A 16412-nucleotide genomic window follows, 5' to 3' on the forward strand; every position below is an offset into this window, starting at 1 on the left:
GCTCACCCTTCGAGCTCGCCCGGTTCGTACCAGTCGCCCATCTTCGACTCGATCCCGTCCTGCAGCATCGCGGCGAAGGCCTCGGGATCCTGCGTGCCGCCGTCCTGTCCCCGGTAGTGGTAGGGATAGACGTAGGAGGGGGCAAAGGCGTTGACGCCTTCCGCCGCCTGCTCGGCGGTCATCGTGTAGGGCAGGTTCATCGACACGAAGGCGAGGTCGATGCCGCTCAGCGCCATCATTTCCTCCGTCGCCTCGGTGTCGCCCGAGACGTAGATCGTGAAGCCGTCGATCGTCATGACGTAGCCGTTGTCGCGGCCCTCGGGGTGGAAGTCGGTCCGCCCCTCGGTGATGTTGTAGGCGGGGATCGCCTCGATCGTCGTGCCGAGCGCGTCGGTGCTCTCGCCGTTGCCGATGGCGGTCGCGCGGGCGGCGAGCGCCTCGGGCAGCATGTCCATCACGGCCGGATTCACGACGAGGGGCGCCTCGCCCTGCAGACCCTCCAGCGTGTCGGCGTCGTAATGGTCGCCATGCTCGTGGGTGATCAGGATCAGATCGGCCGCCGGCATGTCGGCGTACATCCCGGCGCCGCCGACCGGGTCGACATAGATCACGCCAGCCGGCGTCTCGAGCACGATGGAGGCGTGGTGGACGGGATGGACGACCACCTGTCCGCCATCGGTCTCGAACGTGTTCGCGCCCATATGGGCCTCCGCGCCGGCCCGGAAGGGCAGGACCGTGATCGAGCCGGCGGCGGCGGCCCCGGCGAGGAAGGAGCGTCGCGTCGTCATGGCAGGATATTCCTTTTCCGTCATGTTTCGGGTGCCGGGCAGATAGCGCCGCATCCGGTTCCGCCCACGCCCCCGGGCTGCCCTAGGGTCACGAGGCGGAGAGCGGCCGATCCCGGCGCCAGTCGCGACAGGGGACGTGAACGGCCCGGACGCGGGGTCGGCGGCGATCCGCCTGTCCCGAACCATGCCGGAGCCGGGGTGCCCCGGCCGGTGTTTGCCCCGCCAGAAGCGCCGGCGGGACGATCCGCCGGGGCGTTATCCGAAAAAGGACATGACATCATGTCGATCCGTACCTTCCTCATCGGCGGCGTCGCCGCCGCCGCCCTCGCCGGTCCCGCCATGGCGCAGACCATGGCGACCACCAGCGTCGACCTGAACCTGCGGGCCGGCCCCGGTCCCGCCTTCGAGGTCGTGGGCGTGATTCCGGCCGAGACCAGCGTCGACGTCACGGGGTGCCAGGACGGCGACCTGTGGTGCGAGGTCACCTATGACGGCACCTCCGGCTGGGCCTCCGGCGGCTACCTGAACGCCGAGGAGGACAACGCCCCCCTCCGCACGATGGACGGGATGGAGACGACCCAGACGGCCGTGACCGTCGGCACCGTGACCTACGAGCCCGAGACGTCCGATGACGAGGCGGCGCTGGGCGTCGGCACCCAGGGCGCGATCGCCGGCTTCGCCTTCGGCGGCCCGGTCGGCGCGCTGGCCGGCGCGGCGGCCGGTCTGGTCGGAGGCGCCCTCACCAATCCCGAGGGCGAGGTCGTGACCTACGTGACCGCCAACCCGGTCGAGCCGGTCTACGTGCCGGGCGAGGTCGCCATCGGCGCCACGGTGCCGGAGGAGGTGACGCTCTACGATACCCCGTCCGACGAGGTGCGCTACATCTACGTCAACGGCCAGCCCGTGCTGGTCGAGCCGGAGACGCGGCAGGTTATCTACATCTCCCGCTGACCGACCCCCTCCACGCAAGAAGAAGGGCGGCCCGCCGGGCCGCCCTTCGCCGTTCCGGACCGGGCCGACAGGTCAGCCCTCGTCGGTGCGGGCGCGGGCGACCATCGCCTCCATGCTGTCGAGCGGAACATAGCCGCGCACCATCGTGTCGCCGCCGAGGACGAAGGTCGGCGTGCCGTTGATGCCCAGCTGCTGCGCCAGCTCGAAGCTGGCGGCCAGCACCTCGGCCACCTCGGGCGATCCCATCGCGTCGAGGATCGGCGCGGGATCGAGATCGAGCTGTTCGGCGAGGCGGGTCAGCGTCGCCTCGCTGACATCGATCTCCATCGTCATCAGCAGGTCGTGGACCTCCTTGTAGGCGTCGTCGCCGTGCAGCTGGCGCACCGCCACCGCGAATTGCGAGGCCAGCGTCGACTGCTCGCCGAGGATCGGGAACTCCTTCACCACGAAGCGGATGTTGCCGTCCTCGTTGACCAGCTGCTCGACCTCCTCGAAGGCACGGCGGCAATAGCCGCAGCGGTAGTCCATGAACTCGATCAGGGTCACGTCGCCGTCCGGGTTGCCGCCCACCCACGAGACGGCGGGATCGTCGAGCTCGGGCCCCAGCGCGGCGAGGAGATCGCGGTCCGCCTGGGCCTGCGCCTCCTGCTCGCGCATGTCGAGCACGCCGATCGCCTCCATGATGACCTCGGGATTGTCGAGCAGGTAGGACCGCACCTCGTCGCGGAAGATCTGCCGCTCCTCGTCGGTCATGCTCTCGATGTCGAGGGCGAGGGCAGGGGTCGCGGCGGCCAGCGCGAGGGCGGCCGGCGCCAGGCGGCGGAGGGCAAACATCGTCGTGAACTCCCGGTGTTCTGGACGGGCGGGGCAGGGCGTTGCGCCCCGCCGCCCTCTTGGGCATGTATCGGGGCCGGAGCATAAGGGGGCGCGCATGGCAAGCTCAAGGCGACTGTCCCGACGCGGGTCGGTCGATCCCTTCATCGTGATGGACGTGATGGAAGCCGCCCGCATCGCAGAGGCGGCGGGCCGCAACGTGGTCCACATGGAAGTCGGTCAGCCCGGGACGGGCGCGCCGAAGGCCGCGCTCGACCGGCTGGCCGCCGACATGGCCGGGGGCCCGCTCGGCTACACGGTCGCGCTCGGCCTGCCCGAGCTGCGCGCGCGCATCGCCCGGCATTACGGCGAATGGTACGGCGTCGATCTCGACCCCGCGCGGGTGGTCGTGACGGCCGGCGCGTCGGGGGCGTTCCTGCTGGCCTTCACCGCGCTCTTCGATACCGGGGCGCGGGTCGGCCTGGGCCTGCCCTGCTACCCGTCCTACCGCCACATCCTCAAGGCGCTGGGCCTGCATGCCGTGCCGTTCCGCACCTCGATGGCCGCGCGCCTCCAGCCCGGCCCGTCCGACATCGCCGACCGGGCGCTGGACGGGCTCATCGTGGCGGGGCCGTCGAACCCCGCGGGGACCATGCTGACCCGCGACGCGCTCGCCGCGCTGGCAGATGCCAGCGCCGAGCACGACAGCGCGCTGATCTCGGACGAGATCTATCACGGGATCGACTACGGCAGCCGCGCGGTCAGCGCCCTCGAGGTGACGGACGACGCCTGGGTGATCGGGTCGTTCTCGAAATACTTCTCGATGACCGGGTGGCGCGTCGGCTGGATGGTCGTGCCGCCCCATGCCGTCCGGCAGGTGGAGCGGCTGGCCCAGAACATGTTCATCTGCCCCTCCCATGCCGGGCAGCGGCTGGCGCTGCACGCGATGGAGTGCGAGGTCGACCTGCAGGCCAATGTCGCGACCTATGCCGCGAACCGCGACCTGCTGATGGAGGCGCTGCCGCGCATCGGCTTCGACCGGATCGCGCCGCCCGACGGGGCCTTCTACATCTACGCCGATATCGGGCGCTGGTCGCATGACAGCCGCGCCTTCGCGGACGAGATCCTGCGCGAGGCGGATGTCGCCGTGACGCCCGGCCTCGATTTCGACCCCGAGGAGGGGCACCGCTGGATCCGCCTGTCCTATGCGCGCGGAACCGAGGAGATCGCCGAGGGCGCCCGCCGGCTGGAGCGGTTCATGGCCGGACGCACCCCGCGGGGGGACGCGCGGTGAGGCGGCTGCGGGATCTGTTCGCGGCCGCGACGCTGGCCCTGGCCTGCCTGCTGACGGCCCCGGCCCCGGCGCAGGAGTTGAGCGGCCTCGCCCGGTTCGACCCGGCGCGGTCCGTGGTCACCGATGCGGGGGCGGGGCTGTCGGTCGAGATCGGCCTGTCGATCCCGGTTCCGTGGCGCGTCTACACGCTGGCCGATCCGTCCCGCCTCGTCCTCGACTTCCGCGAGGTGGACTGGACCGGTGCCCGGCGCGAGACGCTGCTCAACGCCGACAACGCCACCGGGCTGCGCTTCGGTCCGCTGCGGCCGGGCTGGTCGCGGCTGGTGGTCGACCTCGCCGGGCCGCTGGTCGTGGCGAGCGCGGGAATGGAGGTGACGCCGGCGGGGCGGGCCGACCTGACCGTGCGCCTCGACCCGGCGAGTCAGGCGGCCTTCGCCGCCGCGTCCGGCGCGCCGGACGATTCCGGCTGGGACGACCTCATCGCCGACCTGCCGCCGCCCGCCCCGGCCAAGGACGGCCCGCTCGTCGTCGCCGTCGATCCCGGTCATGGCGGGATCGACCCGGGGGCGGAGCGTGCGGGCCTGACCGAAGCCGACCTGATGCTCGCCCTGGGGCGCGAGCTGGCCGAGGCGATCAACCGGACCGACGGGATGCAGGCGATGCTGACCCGCGACGACGATGTCTTCGTCCCGCTGAGCCAGCGCATGACCCTTGCGCGCGCGGCGGGGGCATCGGTGCTGATCTCGCTCCACGCCGACGCGCTGGAGGAGGGACGGGCGACCGGGGCGTCGATCTACACCCTCGACGCGGGCGCCAGCGGCGAGGCCTCGGAACGCATGGCCGAGCGACACGATCGCGGCGACCTGCTGGGCGGGCTGGACCTGTCGGGGCAGGACGACACGGTGGCGACGGTGCTGATGGACCTCGCCCGGCTCGAGACGGGGCCCGCCTCGGACCGGCTGGCGATGGCGCTGGTCTCGGGGCTGCAGAGCCGCGGCGCGCCGCTCAATTCCCGGCCCCGACGGTCGGCCCCGCTTGCCGTGCTGAACGCCGCCGACTTCCCCAGCGTCCTCGTCGAGACCGGGTTCCTGTCCTCCGAAGCCGACCGCGAGAGGCTGTCGACGGCCGAGGGCCGCGCCCCGCTCGTCGAGGGGCTGCTCCTCGGTATCGTCCGCTTCGCGGCGGGAGAGGAGGCGCGCGCCCCGCTGATCCGGCGCTAGGCGGCGGTCCTGCCGGCGCCGGTCGCGGGCGCGGTCCGCCGCTAGGGGGCGGGCCGCGCGCGGCAGAGCCAGACCGTCCGGCCGCCGCAATCGGGATCCTCCATCCGCATGTCGACGACGGCGAATCCCGCCTCGTCCAGCAGGGCGCGGTACTCGTCGGGATCGAGGCTCTCGTGGAAGACCGGCTGTCCGCCGACCTCGCCCATCGCCGTCCCGGCCGAGGTGCCGGAGGTGAACATCAGCGCCGCGCGCGGGGCGGCGTGGCCGGCAAAGGTGCCGAACATCGCCCGCTGGTCCCCGGCCGCCAGGTGGAAGAAGCTGTCCCACGCGAGGATCGCGTCGAACCGCTCGCCCAGTTGCAGACCGCGCATGTCGGCCTCGACCGCGCGGGCGGCAGGGACGTTGGCGCGGAACCGCTCCAGCATCCGGGGGGCGCCGTCGACGCCGGTCACCGCGGCCCCGCGCTCGGCCAGGTAGGCGGCGATCGGCCGCCCCGTCCCGCAGCCGAGGTCGAGAACCCGCGTGCCCCCCGCCCCCCGCGGCGCGGTGCCCAGCCAGCGGTCCAGCCAGCGCCGCTCGTAGAGCGAGCGGTCGCGCTGCGCGTCGAACAGGTCGGCGACGGAATCGTAGGTGGTGAGGATCGCGCCCGGGGTGCTCATCCGCCCCGCCTCGCGCGGGCGGCCGCCGGGCGCAAGGGGCGCACGCGGTCGTGACCGCCGGGACGGCGGGTTCCGGCCCGTTCCGCGCCCGTTCGCCCGGATGGGCTTTTGACCGGGCCCCCCGCGCCCGGTATAAGCCCCGCCACATCCTCCGACCTCACGAGGCCGCCCGACGTGCTGCGATTCATCCTCTCGTTCCTGGGGGGCATCTTCTCGATGCTCACGCTCGGCCTCGCCATGGCCGCCTTCACCGTGGGCGGCATCTTCTACATGTACGGCCGGGACCTGCCCTCCTACGAGGTGCTCGCCCAGTACCAGCCCAAGCAGATCAGCCGGATCTACAACGGCGAGGGGCAGATCATCGACGAATTCGCGGTCGAGCGGCGGCTCTTCACCCCGGCGGCCGAGATCCCCGAGGTGGTGAAGCACGCCTTCGTCGCGGCCGAGGACCAGAATTTCTACACGCATCCCGGATTCGACATCCAGGGCATCATCGCCGCGGGGGTCGAGGCGGTGCGCAGCCGCGGGCAGGACGTGCGCGGCGCCTCGACCATCACCCAGCAGGTGATGAAGAACTTCCTTCTGTCGTCGGACCGCACCGTCGAGCGCAAGATCAAGGAGCTGATCCTCGCCGTCCGGATCGAGGGGGCGATGGACAAGGAGCGGATCCTCGAGCTCTACCTCAACGAGATCTTTCTCGGGCAGAACTCCTACGGCGTCACCGCCGCCGCGCTGACCTATTTCAACGCGACCCTGTCCGAACTGCGCCCCGCCCAGGCGGCCTATCTCGCGGCGCTCGCGCAGCGGCCGGGCAACCTTCACCCCGTCCGGCAATACGAGGACGCGCTGAACCGGCGGAACTACGTGCTGCGCCGGATGTGGGAGGACGGCTACATCGACGAGGCGACCTATCGCAGCGAACGCGAGACGCCGCTGACGACGGTGCAGTCGGGCGACATCGAGAGCTTCCGCTCCGCCCTGCCGCCGCGGGACTACTTCACCGACGAGATCCGCCGCCAGCTCTCGGCCCGCTACAGCGAGGAGGAGTTCCTCTCCGGCGGCCTCGCGATCCGGGCCACGATCGACCCCGACCTGCAGGTCCGCGCGGCCCACGCGCTGCAGCGGCAGCTGGAGAACTACGACCGGGGACAGGGCCGCTGGCGCGGCACCGGCGTGACGATCCCGGTCGAGACGCTGGAGGACGAGGCCGCCTGGCGCGAGGCGCTGGCGAATGCGGACGTGGCGCGCGACATCACGCTCGACGGGACGTGGTATCCCGCCGTCGTGCTGTCGGTCGCGGACCAGGCGCTGACGCTCGGCGTGCAGGGCCGCGAGGAGAGCAGCGTCGTGGTCCCGCGCGAGGACATCTCGTGGATCAGCGGCAACTTCTTCGACAATTTCGCCCCCGGCGACGTGGTCCATGTCCGCCGGATGACGACCGGCGAGGACGGGACCGGCGACCTGATCCGCTGGACGCTGCGGCAGGTGCCCGAGGTGCAGGGCGCCTTCATGGCGATGGACGTGAATACCGGCCGCGTCATCGCGATGCAGGGCGGCTTCTCGTACCAGGACAGCGTCTTCAACCGCGCGACCCAGGCGATGCGCCAGCCCGGCTCGTCCTTCAAGCCCTTCGTCTACGCCGCCGCGCTCGACAGCGGCTATTCCCCCGCGACCATCGTCGTCGACGCCCCGATCGAGATCAACACGCCGCAGGGCGTCTGGCGGCCGCAGAACTCGTCCAACCAGTATTACGGCCCGACCCCGCTGCGCACCGGGATCGAGCAGTCGCGCAACCTGATGACCATCCGCCTCGCGCAGGAGATCGGCATGGACACGGTCGCGGCCTATGCCGAGCGCTTCGGCGTCTACGACGACATGAACCAGGTGCTCGCCAACTCGCTCGGCGCCCAGGAGACGACGCTGTTCCGCATCCTCGCCGCCTACTCGATGTTCGCCAATGGCGGCGAGCGGGTCGAGCCGACGCTGGTCGACCGCGTGCAGGACCGGTTCGGGAACACGATCTACCGCCACGACCAGCGGATGTGCACCGACTGCGCCGTGCCGACCCTCGCGAGGGGCGAGGCGCCGGCCATCGTGTCGAACCGCGACCGGATCATGAACGCCGTCACCGCCTATCAGCTGACCTCGATGATGGAGGGGGTCGTGCAGCGCGGCACGGCATCGGGGGCGATCAACCTGCCGGTGCCGATCGCGGGCAAGACCGGCACCACCAACGACGCCAAGGACGTGTGGTTCGTCGGCTTCTCCTCGACCATCGCGGCGGGCTGCTACATCGGCTTCGACAATCCGCGCAGCCTCGGCCGATCGGCCTACGGCTCCACCCTGTGCGGGCCGGTCTTCCAGGAATTCATGCAGGCCGCGATCTCGGAATACGGCGGCGGTGCCTTCGACGTGCCGGAGGAGTGCCAGTTCATCAAGATCGACCGCTTCACCGGTGCCCGCCTGCCCGACAGCGCCTCCGGCCCGAACGTGGTGTCGGAATGCTTCCGCATCGGCGAGGAGCCGCTCTTCGGCATCACCTTCGACGGGGGCTTCGAGATGTCGGGCGACCTGCCGCTCGTCGACGAGGTCCGGGCCGCCTCGCGCAACGTGACGACATCGACCGGCGGCACCGCGACGGTCGGGCCGCGCGCGACCTTCGGCACGCTGTCCTCGGGCGGCCTGTACTAGGGCGGGCAGGGGGGCACCCCGCCGCCCTTCCGGGAAGACCGCCCCGGTCCCGGCCGGCCCCGACGGGGCGCGGGTCAGGGATCGCCCTTGTCCCGGTCGGGGCCCGACCGATCCGAACGGTCCTTGTGCGCCTCGTTGAAGGCGATGGCGAAGGCGGTGCCGAGTCCGGCCCCGATGGCGATTCCGATCCCGACATTCCCCAGCGCCACGCCCATCGCGACGCCCATGCCGAGGCCCACGACGAAGCCGAAGATCGTGCTCCTGTTCCAGCCCATGTCCGGTCTCCTTCCGGGATGACGACCCTGCTGGGGGAACGCGCCGCCCCCCTCGGCGGGGTCCCGCCACTTGCGCGGCGAGGGGGCGGGTTATAGGTCGGGCCACCATCAGACCCCCGTCAGGAAGGGCCCCCCTCCCATGCGCGCCGAGACCCAGGCCACCATCGAGTCCATCGAGAAATCCCTCGCGCTCGTCGCCCGGCGGATGAACTGGGACACGGCGAAGCACCGGCTGGAGGAGTTCAACGCCCGGGTCGAGGATCCGACGCTGTGGGACGACCCCGAGGGCGCGCAGAAGCTGATGCGCGACCGGCAGGCCTTGCTCGACGCGATCGAGGGCTACGAGCAGATGTCGCGCGATCTCGCCGACAATCGCGAGCTCATCGAGATGGGCGAGATGGAGGAGGACGAGGACATCGTCGCCGAGGCCGAAGCGGCCCTGCGCACCCTGCGGGGCAAGGCCGCGCAGAAGGAGCTCGAGGCGCTGTTGAACGGCGAGGCGGACGGCAACGACACCTTCCTCGAGATCAATGCCGGCGCCGGCGGGACCGAGGCCTGCGACTGGGCGCAGATGCTGCAGCGCATGTATGTCCGCTGGGCCGAGAAGAAGGGCTACACCGTCGAGCTGCAATCCGAGGAAGCGGGCGCCGAGGCGGGGATCAAGTCCGTCTCGTACAAGATCACCGGCCCCAACGCCTATGGCTGGCTCAAGACCGAGAGCGGGGTGCACCGGCTGGTGCGGATCAGCCCCTTCGGCAAGGGCACGCGCGAGACCTCCTTCGCGTCGGTCTGGGTCTATCCGGTGGTGGACGAGAACATCGACATCGTGGTGAACCCCTCCGACATCCGGGTCGACACCTATCGGTCCTCGGGCGCAGGCGGGCAGCACGTGAACACGACCGACTCGGCCGTGCGGATCACCCACATCCCGACGGGAATCGTGACGACCAGCTCGATGAAATCGCAGCACCAGAACCGGGATGCCGCGATGAACGCGCTGAAGGCCCGGCTCTACCAGATGGAGCTGGAGAAGCGGAACGCGGCGATCACCGAGGCGCACGAGAACAAGGGCGACGCGGGCTGGGGCAACCAGATCCGGTCCTACGTCCTGCAGCCCTACCAGATGGTGAAGGATCTGCGGACCAGCCATGAGACATCGGACACGCAGGGCGTGCTCGACGGCGATCTCGACGGGTTCATGGCCGCGACCCTTGCCTCCGACGTCTCGGGCAAGAGCCGGGCGGAGGCGACGGCAGAGGAGTGATCGGGGCGGGGGCGGGCGGTGCTGCCCTCTCCTCGCGCCCGGCCGGATAGACCTGCCTCGCGTTCGGTCCGCGCCCCGTCGGGGGCGTCCGGCTGTCATTCGACCGGCCCGGGATCGTCGATTCGCCGAGCCGGCGGATCGGGATCGGCGTCAGGCCCGGCGGCGGGGCGGACGGATGATGGCGAGCAGCGCGATCGCCGCCGCGATCGCCGCGAAGACCGCGCAGATCGTCGCGACGGCGGAGAAGGCCTCTGTCATCGCGGCGACGTGGATCTCGGAGCTTTCGCGCACCTCGCCATAGGACAGCGTGCCCCCCGCGCGGCGATAGGCGCTGGCCACGACCGGGCCCATCGCCGCCACGGCGAAGAGGCCGGCCACCCGGCTGACCGCGTTGTTCACGCCCGAGGCGACGCCGCCCGCATCCTCGCCCGCGCCGGCCATGATCGCGGTCGAGAGCGGCGCCACCACCATCGCCATGCCGAGCGCGATGACGCACATCGGCACGATGATCCCGCCCCAGAAGGTCTGCGTCGTGACCGCGTGGCTCAGCCACCAGTAGCCCAGCGCGACGACGAGGGACCCCGCGCAGATCATCGTGACCGGCCCCAGCCGGTCCCCCAGCTTGCCGAAGGGGCGGGAGAGGAGCGCGATGGTCACCGCGATGGGCCCCAGCGCGAGGACGGCCTCGATCTCGTTCAGGCCCCAGCCCGAGATCAGCAGCATCGGCAGGAAGAAGACGATGGCCGAGAGGCCGAAATAGAGTGCGAAGGTCGCGAGGTTCGACACCCGGAACGCGCGGTCGCGGAACAGGTCGAGCGGCATGATCGGACGGGGGGCGCGCCATTCGGCCAGCAGGAACAGGACGAGGGCGGCCGCGCCCCCGGCGAGCAGCCAGCGCGCGCCCGGTCCGGTCTCGATCCGGATGCAGCCCCAGGCGAGCAGGCCGAGGCCGAGCGTCGCCAGCACCGCACCGGGGATGTCGAGGCCGCGATCCGGGCGGGTGCGGTCGCGCCGGACGTGCCGCCGCACCAGCCACAGGGCCACGAGCCCGAGCGGCAGGTTCACGGCGAAGACCGAGCGCCACATCCCGTCGGGGCCGAAGGACATGACCAGACCGCCGATGACCGGTCCCAGCGCCGTCGTCATCGCCGAGGCGCCCGCCCAGTAGCCGATGGCGCGGCCCCGCACCTCGCGCGGATAGGCCCGGGCGATGATCGCCAGCGAGCCCGGCACCATCAGCGCCGCCCCCCCGCCCTGGACCCAGCGCGCCCAGATCAGCGCATCGGCGCTGGGCGCCGCCGCGCAGGCGATCGAGGCGGCGAGGAAGACGAGGATCCCGAGGGTGAAGATCCGGGCGGTGCCGAACCGGTCGCCGACCGACCCGCCCGCGAGGACGAGGGCCGAGATCGCGACCATGTAGGCATTGTTGATCCACTGCGCCTCGGCCAGCGAGGCGCCGAGTCCCGCGCGGATCGCCGGGATCGCGATGGCCACGACCGAGCCGTCGATGAATCCCATCGAGGAGCCGAGGATCGCGGCGATCAGGATCCAGCGCCGCGAGGCGGGATCGCAGAAGGCCGAATCGAAACGGGGCACCGATGCCGGTGCCCCGCGGGCGGTTACTGTCTCGGTCAACCTGCGGTCCCGGGGCCGGGCGTCAGCCCTGGCTCTCGGCCGGGGAGGGCTTGGGCAGCGTCTTCTGCCCGCCGGTGGCGAGCGGGTCGTCCTGCCGCTGGACCGAGCCCTCGAAATGGGCGCCGGATTCGATGGCGATGGTCTTGTGGATGATGTCGCCCTCGACCCGCGCGGTGGAGGTCAGACGCACCTTCAGGCCGCGCACCCGGCCGATGATCCGGCCGTTGATGACCACGTCGTCGGCGATCAGCTCGCCCTTGACCGTCGCGCCCTCGCCGATGGTCAGCAGATGGGCGCGGATGTCGCCGTCCACCGTGCCCTCGATCTGGACGTCGCCGCTCGTCTTGACGTTGCCGACGATGTGCAGGTCCGAGGACAGCACCGAGGCCGGCGGCTTCGCCTTGGGGGTGGACGGCCGGTAGTCCTGGGACGCGGCGGGCGCGGGGGCGCTTCCCTGGCTGTGGGGGGGCTGCCCGGCTTCGTTGACTTTGCTCTTAGAAAACATCGCTTCCGGCCCTGATGAAATTCATGGGGTTGACGGGGGAGCCACCGACGCGGATCTCGTAGTGAAGATGGGGGCCGGTGGACCGTCCGGAGTTGCCCATATCACCGATCCTGTCCCCGCGCGAGACCCTTTGCCCGACCTGGACGCGGATCTGGTTGAGGTGCGCATAGCGCGTCTCGATGCCGAATTCGTGCTGGATCTTGATCAGCCGGCCGTAGCCCGAGGACCACCCCGCATGGATCACGACGCCGTCCGCGGTGGCGTAGATCGGGGTGCCGATCGGGCCGGCAAGATCGGTGCCCTCGTGCATGCGGCCCCAGCGCGGACCGAAGCCGGAGGTGAAGCGGAAGCTGTCGCGCACGGGCATCGAGAAGGGCGCGCGTTCGGCCGCGATCCGGTAGAGGTTGATCTCGTCGAGCCGGTTCAGGATCGAGTTGGCGCGCAGCGTGTCGTCGTCCGGATCGCCCCCCATGGTCGAGAAGGAGAGCGGCGTCAGCGGGCCGCCGGTGCCGGAATAGCCGCGGCGCACGGTGGAGATCATGTCGTCGGGGTCCATGCCCACGGATCGGAACATGTCGTCCAGCGGCTCGACCGAGACCATCATCGCCTCTTCGAGCTGGCCGAAGATCTCGTCGTTGCGCTCGCGCAGGAGGCGCAGCTGAAGCTCAAGCTCCTCGGCATGGCTGATCGCGTAATCCGCGTCGGCGGCGATCTGGTCGCGCTGCTCGGCCGTCTCGGCCAGCGCCTCGGACAGCATGTCGACCGTCCCCGACAGCTCGCCCCCGGCGGCGGCGCCGGGCAGCGCCTCGCCGTTCTCGATCGCGGCGGTGGCGGCGGCCAGCTGGTCCTGCGCGCTCTCGCGTTCGCTCATGGTACGGCGCAGCGTGTCCTGCACGACGCCGAGCGCGGTCGCCAGTTCGCGGCGGTTGTCCTCGGTGGCGAGGAGCGTGCTCTGCATGACCGAGATCTGCTCGAGCGCCGAGGCGAAGCGGGCCTGCGCCGCTGCGGCCTCCTCGGCGCGGGCGTCGCGCTCGGTCGCCAGCGCGTTCAGCCGGTCCTCGTAGACGAGACGGTCGCGCAGGGCCTGGGCGCGGAAGTTCCCGGCGCCGATGGAATCCATCAGCAGGATCGCGGTGGCGACGATGGCCCAGCCGACCAGCAGCGTCGCACCTGTCCAGGCGATCAGCTGGGTCTCGGACTTCAGTCGGATGAACCGGGTCTCGGTATCGGACCGCAGGAAGAGTCTCCGCTCCGGGAACCTCTTCTCGAGTGCCTTGTGCAAACGCTGCGCGATCCGTGAACGCATGCCCTGTCCCCTGGTCGTTCCTGTTCCCGGCTATCGCTACCGGCGCCGACGCGGCCCATCAACGCATTTGCGCGATTCTGCACCCCGGCTCCGTCCGGCCGGGAGTTTCTGGCAGATTTTCGCTCATTTTTCCGTGGTTGGCGGAACCGGATCGGCCCCGGCGACATGCGGCCCCGGCGAAAGGCCGGGTCAGTCGCGCAGCCCGATCATCCCGAGATCGCAGTAGCGGCGGCAGTCGCTGGCATCGCGGCGGACCAGCCCGGCGCCGAGGGCATGGGCCATGCCCAACCCCTCGAAGCGCAGGTCGTCGCATTCGTCGTCGTTGGCGTAGTCGCCGCTGTCGTCGCCGAACTCGACCCCGGTGCATTGCGCGGTCGCCACGTCGAAGAGCCGGATCCGCCCGGCTTCGAAGAGCTGCCGGCAATCGGTCGCGTCGCGGCCGGTATTGGACAGGCTGAGCCCGGCCGTCGCGACGCCGGGCCCGGTGAAGCGGCGGTCGTCGCATTCGCCGTCATTGGCGAAGTCGCCGCTGTCGTCGCCGAAGACGGGTCCCGTCCCGCCCGCGCCGGCGGCCGGCGGCGCCGGGGTTCCGGTCGGGGCAGGGGCGCCCGCGCCCGTGTCCTTCTGCGCCGCGGCGGCGGCGGGAAGGGCGATCAGGAGGGCAAGGGCGAGGGCGAGGCGGCGCGGCGTCATGACGGATCTCCGGTCGGGCGTTTGCCGCACCCTGACCCAAGGTCAGTCGTCGCGCAACGGCCCCGTCCGCCGGTCCCCGGCCACGTCCGTGGCGGCGCCCTCCATTGCAAGCGGGGCCCCCCCTCTTCTATATCGCCCTCCGACACCGGCGGAGAGGCAGGCGATGACCCATTATCTCGATTTCGAGAAACCCCTGGCCGAGATCGAGGGCAAGGCCGAGGAACTGCGCGCCATGGCCCGCTCCAATCCCGAGACGAATGTCGGCAAGGAGGCCGCGGCCCTCGACAAGAAGGCCTCCGACCAGCTGCGCCAGATCTACGGGGGGCTCACGCCCTGGCAGAAGTGCCAGGTCGCCCGCCATCCCGAGCGGCCGCATTGCAAGGACTACATCGAGGCGCTGTTCGACGAGTGGACCTTGCTCGCCGGGGACCGCAACTTCGCCGACGACCAGGCGGTGATGGGCGGAATCGCCCGGTTCCGCGACCAGCCGGTCGTCGTGATCGGCCAGGAGAAGGGGCACGACACGAGGTCCCGGATCGAACGCAATTTCGGCATGGCCCGGCCCGAGGGTTACCGCAAGGCGATCCGGCTGATGGACCTCGCCGACCGCTTCGGCCTGCCGGTGGTGACGCTGGTCGACACGCCCGGCGCCTATCCCGGGAAGGGTGCCGAGGAACGCGGCCAGTCCGAGGCCATCGCCCGCTCGACCGAGAAGTGCCTGTCGCTCGGGGTGCCCATCGTCTCGGTCGTGATCGGCGAGGGCGGCTCGGGCGGGGCGGTCGCCTTCGCCACCGCCAACCGCGTGGCGATGCTGGAACATTCCGTCTATTCGGTGATCTCGCCCGAGGGGTGCGCCTCGATCCTGTGGAAGGATGCCGACAAGATGCGCGAGGCGGCCGAGGCGCTGCACCTGACGGCGCAGGATCTCGAGCGGCTCGGCGTGATCGACCGGATCGTCAAGGAGCCCGTCGGCGGCGCCCATCGCGACCCCGAGGCGGCCATCGCGGCCGTCGGCGACGCCATCGCGGCTATGCTGAAGGGGCTCGACCGGTCCAGCGCCAAGACGGTGCGCGAGAACCGCCGCAAGAAGTTCCTCGGGATGGGGGCCAAGGGTCTGGCGGCGTGATCCGCACGAGCCTGGCGCTGGTCTTTGCCTGCCTCGCCGCGCCCCAGGCGTCGCAGGCGGAGGGCCTTCTGGGCCGGACCGTGGTCTTCACGGTCGAGGTCTGGGACGACCCCCAGGCGCCGCTGCTGGAGAGCGGGGCCTATACGGCGCGCGTCGGTCCGGGGGCGGAGATCGAGATGACCGAGGAGGGGTGGCTGGGCATGAATGTCGTGCCCGTCACCATCGACATCTCGGATAGCCGCGTGACCTTCTCCTACGAAGGCGACTGGACCGGCACCTTCTACCCGTCCGCCTTCAACGGTTATGTCATGCGCTTCGCGGGCGAGTGCGCGCTGATCGAAAGGGCGAAACCGGTCGCCGAAGGCTCGACCCAGCCGGTCCCGGCGGAGGCCGTCAGCTTCGGGTCGCAGGAGCTGCGCCTGAATGTCGCCGGGCTCTCGCACGCGCCGGGCGAGCGGATCGAGATCGCGCTAAGGGTCGCGGACTGCCCGGTCTCCTGACCGGGCAGGGTCCTGAGCGGTCTCAGAGCGACTTCACCGCGTCCAGCACCGCGTCGACATGGCCCGGCACCTTCACCTTGCGCCAGATCTCGGCGACCTTTCCATCCGGCCCGACGAGGAAGGTCGCGCGCTCGATCCCCATGAAGGTCTTGCCGTACATCTTCTTCTCGCCCCAGACGCCGTAACGCTCGCAGACGTCGCTCTCCTCGTCCGAGAGCAGCCGGACGTTCAGGTCGTGCTTGGCCGCGAACCTGTCATGGCTCGCCACGCTGTCCTTCGACACGCCCAGCACCACCGCGCCCGCGGCCTCGAACTCCGCCGCGGCCGTCGTGAAGTCCTTCGCCTCGGTCGTGCAGCCGGACGTGTCGTCGCGGGGATAGAAGTAGAGGACCACGGGGCTGCCCGCGAAATCCGACAGGCTCACCTCGCCGCCGCCGGCTGCCGGCAGGGTGAAGGCGGGGGCCGTGTCACCCTTCGTCACCTCTGTCATCGCGCTCTCCTGTGACTTGCATCATGTCCTGCGGCTGGTTCTAGGTCGATCCCGGGCGCGGCAAGGGGAATGGCGGACGCGGCATGGCCTGGTGGGCGGACAGAGCGCAGGGAACGACCGGCCCGGCGCGGCCGGACGGTCCGGCGCGCTCGGGCGCCGGGGCGGCGCACCGTCCCGCCCCGGCGCCGATCCCCATGCCGGC

Annotated in this window: 16 protein-coding genes; 7 read left to right on the forward strand and 9 right to left on the reverse strand. The window is 71.0% G+C overall.

Annotated elements, in window-relative coordinates; all coding sequences use genetic code 11:
* Positions 1-2: 2 nt before the first annotated feature.
* Positions 3-788, reverse strand: coding sequence for an MBL fold metallo-hydrolase (locus tag BUE30_RS13910; protein ID WP_073332966.1), 786 nt, complete (start codon positions 786-788; stop codon positions 3-5).
* 279 nt (positions 789-1067) lie between these two features.
* On the opposite strand from BUE30_RS13910, the gene BUE30_RS13915 reads away from it, so the two are divergent.
* Positions 1068-1739, forward strand: coding sequence for an SH3 domain-containing protein (locus BUE30_RS13915; RefSeq protein WP_073332171.1), 672 nt, complete (start codon positions 1068-1070; stop codon positions 1737-1739).
* A gap of 72 nt (positions 1740-1811) precedes the next feature.
* On the opposite strand, the gene BUE30_RS13920 is transcribed toward BUE30_RS13915, so the two are convergent.
* Positions 1812-2573: a DsbA family protein gene (locus BUE30_RS13920; RefSeq protein WP_073332173.1), complete on the reverse strand. Its 762-nt coding sequence runs from the start codon at positions 2571-2573 to the stop codon at positions 1812-1814.
* A 151-nt stretch (positions 2574-2724) separates the two neighbouring features.
* On the opposite strand from BUE30_RS13920, the gene BUE30_RS13925 reads away from it, so the two are divergent.
* Complete coding sequence (locus BUE30_RS13925; protein WP_073332176.1) at positions 2725-3846, forward strand: pyridoxal phosphate-dependent aminotransferase; 1122 nt, start codon at positions 2725-2727, stop codon at positions 3844-3846.
* Positions 3843-5066 (forward strand): N-acetylmuramoyl-L-alanine amidase, encoded by a 1224-nt coding sequence (locus tag BUE30_RS13930; protein WP_083601394.1) that lies wholly within the window; start codon positions 3843-3845, stop codon positions 5064-5066. The genes BUE30_RS13925 and BUE30_RS13930 overlap by 4 nt, the downstream gene beginning before the upstream one ends.
* Before the next feature lie 41 nt (positions 5067-5107).
* Here the strand turns inward: BUE30_RS13930 and BUE30_RS13935 are convergent, their stop codons facing one another.
* Positions 5108-5725 (reverse strand): class I SAM-dependent DNA methyltransferase, encoded by a 618-nt coding sequence (locus tag BUE30_RS13935; protein WP_073332179.1) that lies wholly within the window; start codon positions 5723-5725, stop codon positions 5108-5110.
* 174 nt (positions 5726-5899) lie between these two features.
* On the opposite strand from BUE30_RS13935, the gene BUE30_RS13940 reads away from it, so the two are divergent.
* The gene (locus BUE30_RS13940) at positions 5900-8416 is read left to right on the forward strand and encodes a penicillin-binding protein 1A (protein WP_073332182.1); all 2517 of its coding nucleotides are present in this window, start codon (positions 5900-5902) and stop codon (positions 8414-8416) included.
* Positions 8417-8490: 74 nt separating this feature from the next.
* Here the strand turns inward: BUE30_RS13940 and BUE30_RS13945 are convergent, their stop codons facing one another.
* Positions 8491-8691, reverse strand: coding sequence for a hypothetical protein (locus BUE30_RS13945; RefSeq protein ID WP_073332184.1), 201 nt, complete (start codon positions 8689-8691; stop codon positions 8491-8493).
* A gap of 139 nt (positions 8692-8830) precedes the next feature.
* Here BUE30_RS13945 and prfB point away from each other — a divergent pair, with 139 nt between their 5' ends.
* Positions 8831-9955 carry a peptide chain release factor 2 gene (prfB, locus tag BUE30_RS13950; RefSeq protein WP_073332187.1) on the forward strand — a complete coding sequence of 375 codons (1125 nt, stop codon included), beginning with the start codon at positions 8831-8833 and terminating at the stop codon, positions 9953-9955.
* 150 nt (positions 9956-10105) lie between these two features.
* On the opposite strand, the gene BUE30_RS13955 is transcribed toward prfB, so the two are convergent.
* The 4 genes from BUE30_RS13955 to BUE30_RS13970 form a co-directional block, all read right to left on the reverse strand.
* Positions 10106-11551 carry an MFS transporter gene (locus BUE30_RS13955; protein ID WP_073332189.1) on the reverse strand — a complete coding sequence of 482 codons (1446 nt, stop codon included), beginning with the start codon at positions 11549-11551 and terminating at the stop codon, positions 10106-10108.
* 61 nt (positions 11552-11612) lie between these two features.
* Positions 11613-12095 carry a bactofilin family protein gene (locus tag BUE30_RS13960; RefSeq protein ID WP_073332192.1) on the reverse strand — a complete coding sequence of 161 codons (483 nt, stop codon included), beginning with the start codon at positions 12093-12095 and terminating at the stop codon, positions 11613-11615.
* A complete protein-coding gene (locus BUE30_RS13965) occupies positions 12085-13401 on the reverse strand; it encodes a M23 family metallopeptidase (protein WP_073332195.1) in 1317 nt (438 codons plus the stop codon). The genes BUE30_RS13960 and BUE30_RS13965 overlap by 11 nt, the downstream gene beginning before the upstream one ends.
* 189 nt (positions 13402-13590) lie before the next feature.
* Positions 13591-14094, reverse strand: a complete 504-nt coding sequence (locus tag BUE30_RS13970) for a hypothetical protein (RefSeq protein ID WP_073332198.1) — start codon at positions 14092-14094, stop codon at positions 13591-13593.
* A 163-nt stretch (positions 14095-14257) separates the two neighbouring features.
* Here BUE30_RS13970 and BUE30_RS13975 point away from each other — a divergent pair, with 163 nt between their 5' ends.
* Both BUE30_RS13975 and BUE30_RS13980 read left to right on the forward strand, forming a co-directional pair.
* On the forward strand, positions 14258-15220 hold the full coding sequence (locus BUE30_RS13975) for an acetyl-CoA carboxylase carboxyltransferase subunit alpha (protein ID WP_073332201.1): 963 nt from the start codon (positions 14258-14260) through the stop codon (positions 15218-15220).
* Positions 15217-15720 (forward strand): hypothetical protein, encoded by a 504-nt coding sequence (locus BUE30_RS13980; RefSeq protein ID WP_073332204.1) that lies wholly within the window; start codon positions 15217-15219, stop codon positions 15718-15720. Before BUE30_RS13975 ends, BUE30_RS13980 begins: the two co-directional genes overlap by 4 nt.
* A gap of 22 nt (positions 15721-15742) precedes the next feature.
* On the opposite strand, the gene bcp is transcribed toward BUE30_RS13980, so the two are convergent.
* Entirely contained in the window at positions 15743-16210 is a 468-nt protein-coding gene (gene bcp / locus BUE30_RS13985) for a thioredoxin-dependent thiol peroxidase (RefSeq protein WP_073332207.1), read from the reverse strand.
* Between the last annotated feature and the right edge of the window lie 202 nt (positions 16211-16412).

Source organism: Wenxinia saemankumensis (genome assembly GCF_900141735.1).
In the GTDB taxonomy this organism is placed as follows: domain Bacteria; phylum Pseudomonadota; class Alphaproteobacteria; order Rhodobacterales; family Rhodobacteraceae; genus Wenxinia; species Wenxinia saemankumensis.

What these genes read in the sequence shown, in the direction of transcription:
- BUE30_RS13910 (WP_073332966.1), bottom strand. Translation starts at nt 788, where the DNA reads ATGACGACGCGACGCTCCTTCCTCGCCGGGGCCGCCGCCGCCGGCTCG.
- BUE30_RS13915 (WP_073332171.1), top strand. Translation starts at nt 1,068, where the DNA reads ATGTCGATCCGTACCTTCCTCATCGGCGGCGTCGCCGCCGCCGCCCTC.
- BUE30_RS13920 (WP_073332173.1), bottom strand. Translation starts at nt 2,573, where the DNA reads ATGTTTGCCCTCCGCCGCCTGGCGCCGGCCGCCCTCGCGCTGGCCGCC.
- BUE30_RS13925 (WP_073332176.1), top strand. Translation starts at nt 2,725, where the DNA reads ATGGACGTGATGGAAGCCGCCCGCATCGCAGAGGCGGCGGGCCGCAAC.
- BUE30_RS13935 (WP_073332179.1), bottom strand. Translation starts at nt 5,725, where the DNA reads ATGAGCACCCCGGGCGCGATCCTCACCACCTACGATTCCGTCGCCGAC.
- BUE30_RS13945 (WP_073332184.1), bottom strand. Translation starts at nt 8,691, where the DNA reads ATGGGCTGGAACAGGAGCACGATCTTCGGCTTCGTCGTGGGCCTCGGC.
- prfB (WP_073332187.1), top strand. Translation starts at nt 8,831, where the DNA reads ATGCGCGCCGAGACCCAGGCCACCATCGAGTCCATCGAGAAATCCCTC.
- BUE30_RS13960 (WP_073332192.1), bottom strand. Translation starts at nt 12,095, where the DNA reads ATGTTTTCTAAGAGCAAAGTCAACGAAGCCGGGCAGCCCCCCCACAGC.
- BUE30_RS13965 (WP_073332195.1), bottom strand. Translation starts at nt 13,401, where the DNA reads ATGCGTTCACGGATCGCGCAGCGTTTGCACAAGGCACTCGAGAAGAGG.
- BUE30_RS13970 (WP_073332198.1), bottom strand. Translation starts at nt 14,094, where the DNA reads ATGACGCCGCGCCGCCTCGCCCTCGCCCTTGCCCTCCTGATCGCCCTT.
- BUE30_RS13975 (WP_073332201.1), top strand. Translation starts at nt 14,258, where the DNA reads ATGACCCATTATCTCGATTTCGAGAAACCCCTGGCCGAGATCGAGGGC.
- bcp (WP_073332207.1), bottom strand. Translation starts at nt 16,210, where the DNA reads ATGACAGAGGTGACGAAGGGTGACACGGCCCCCGCCTTCACCCTGCCG.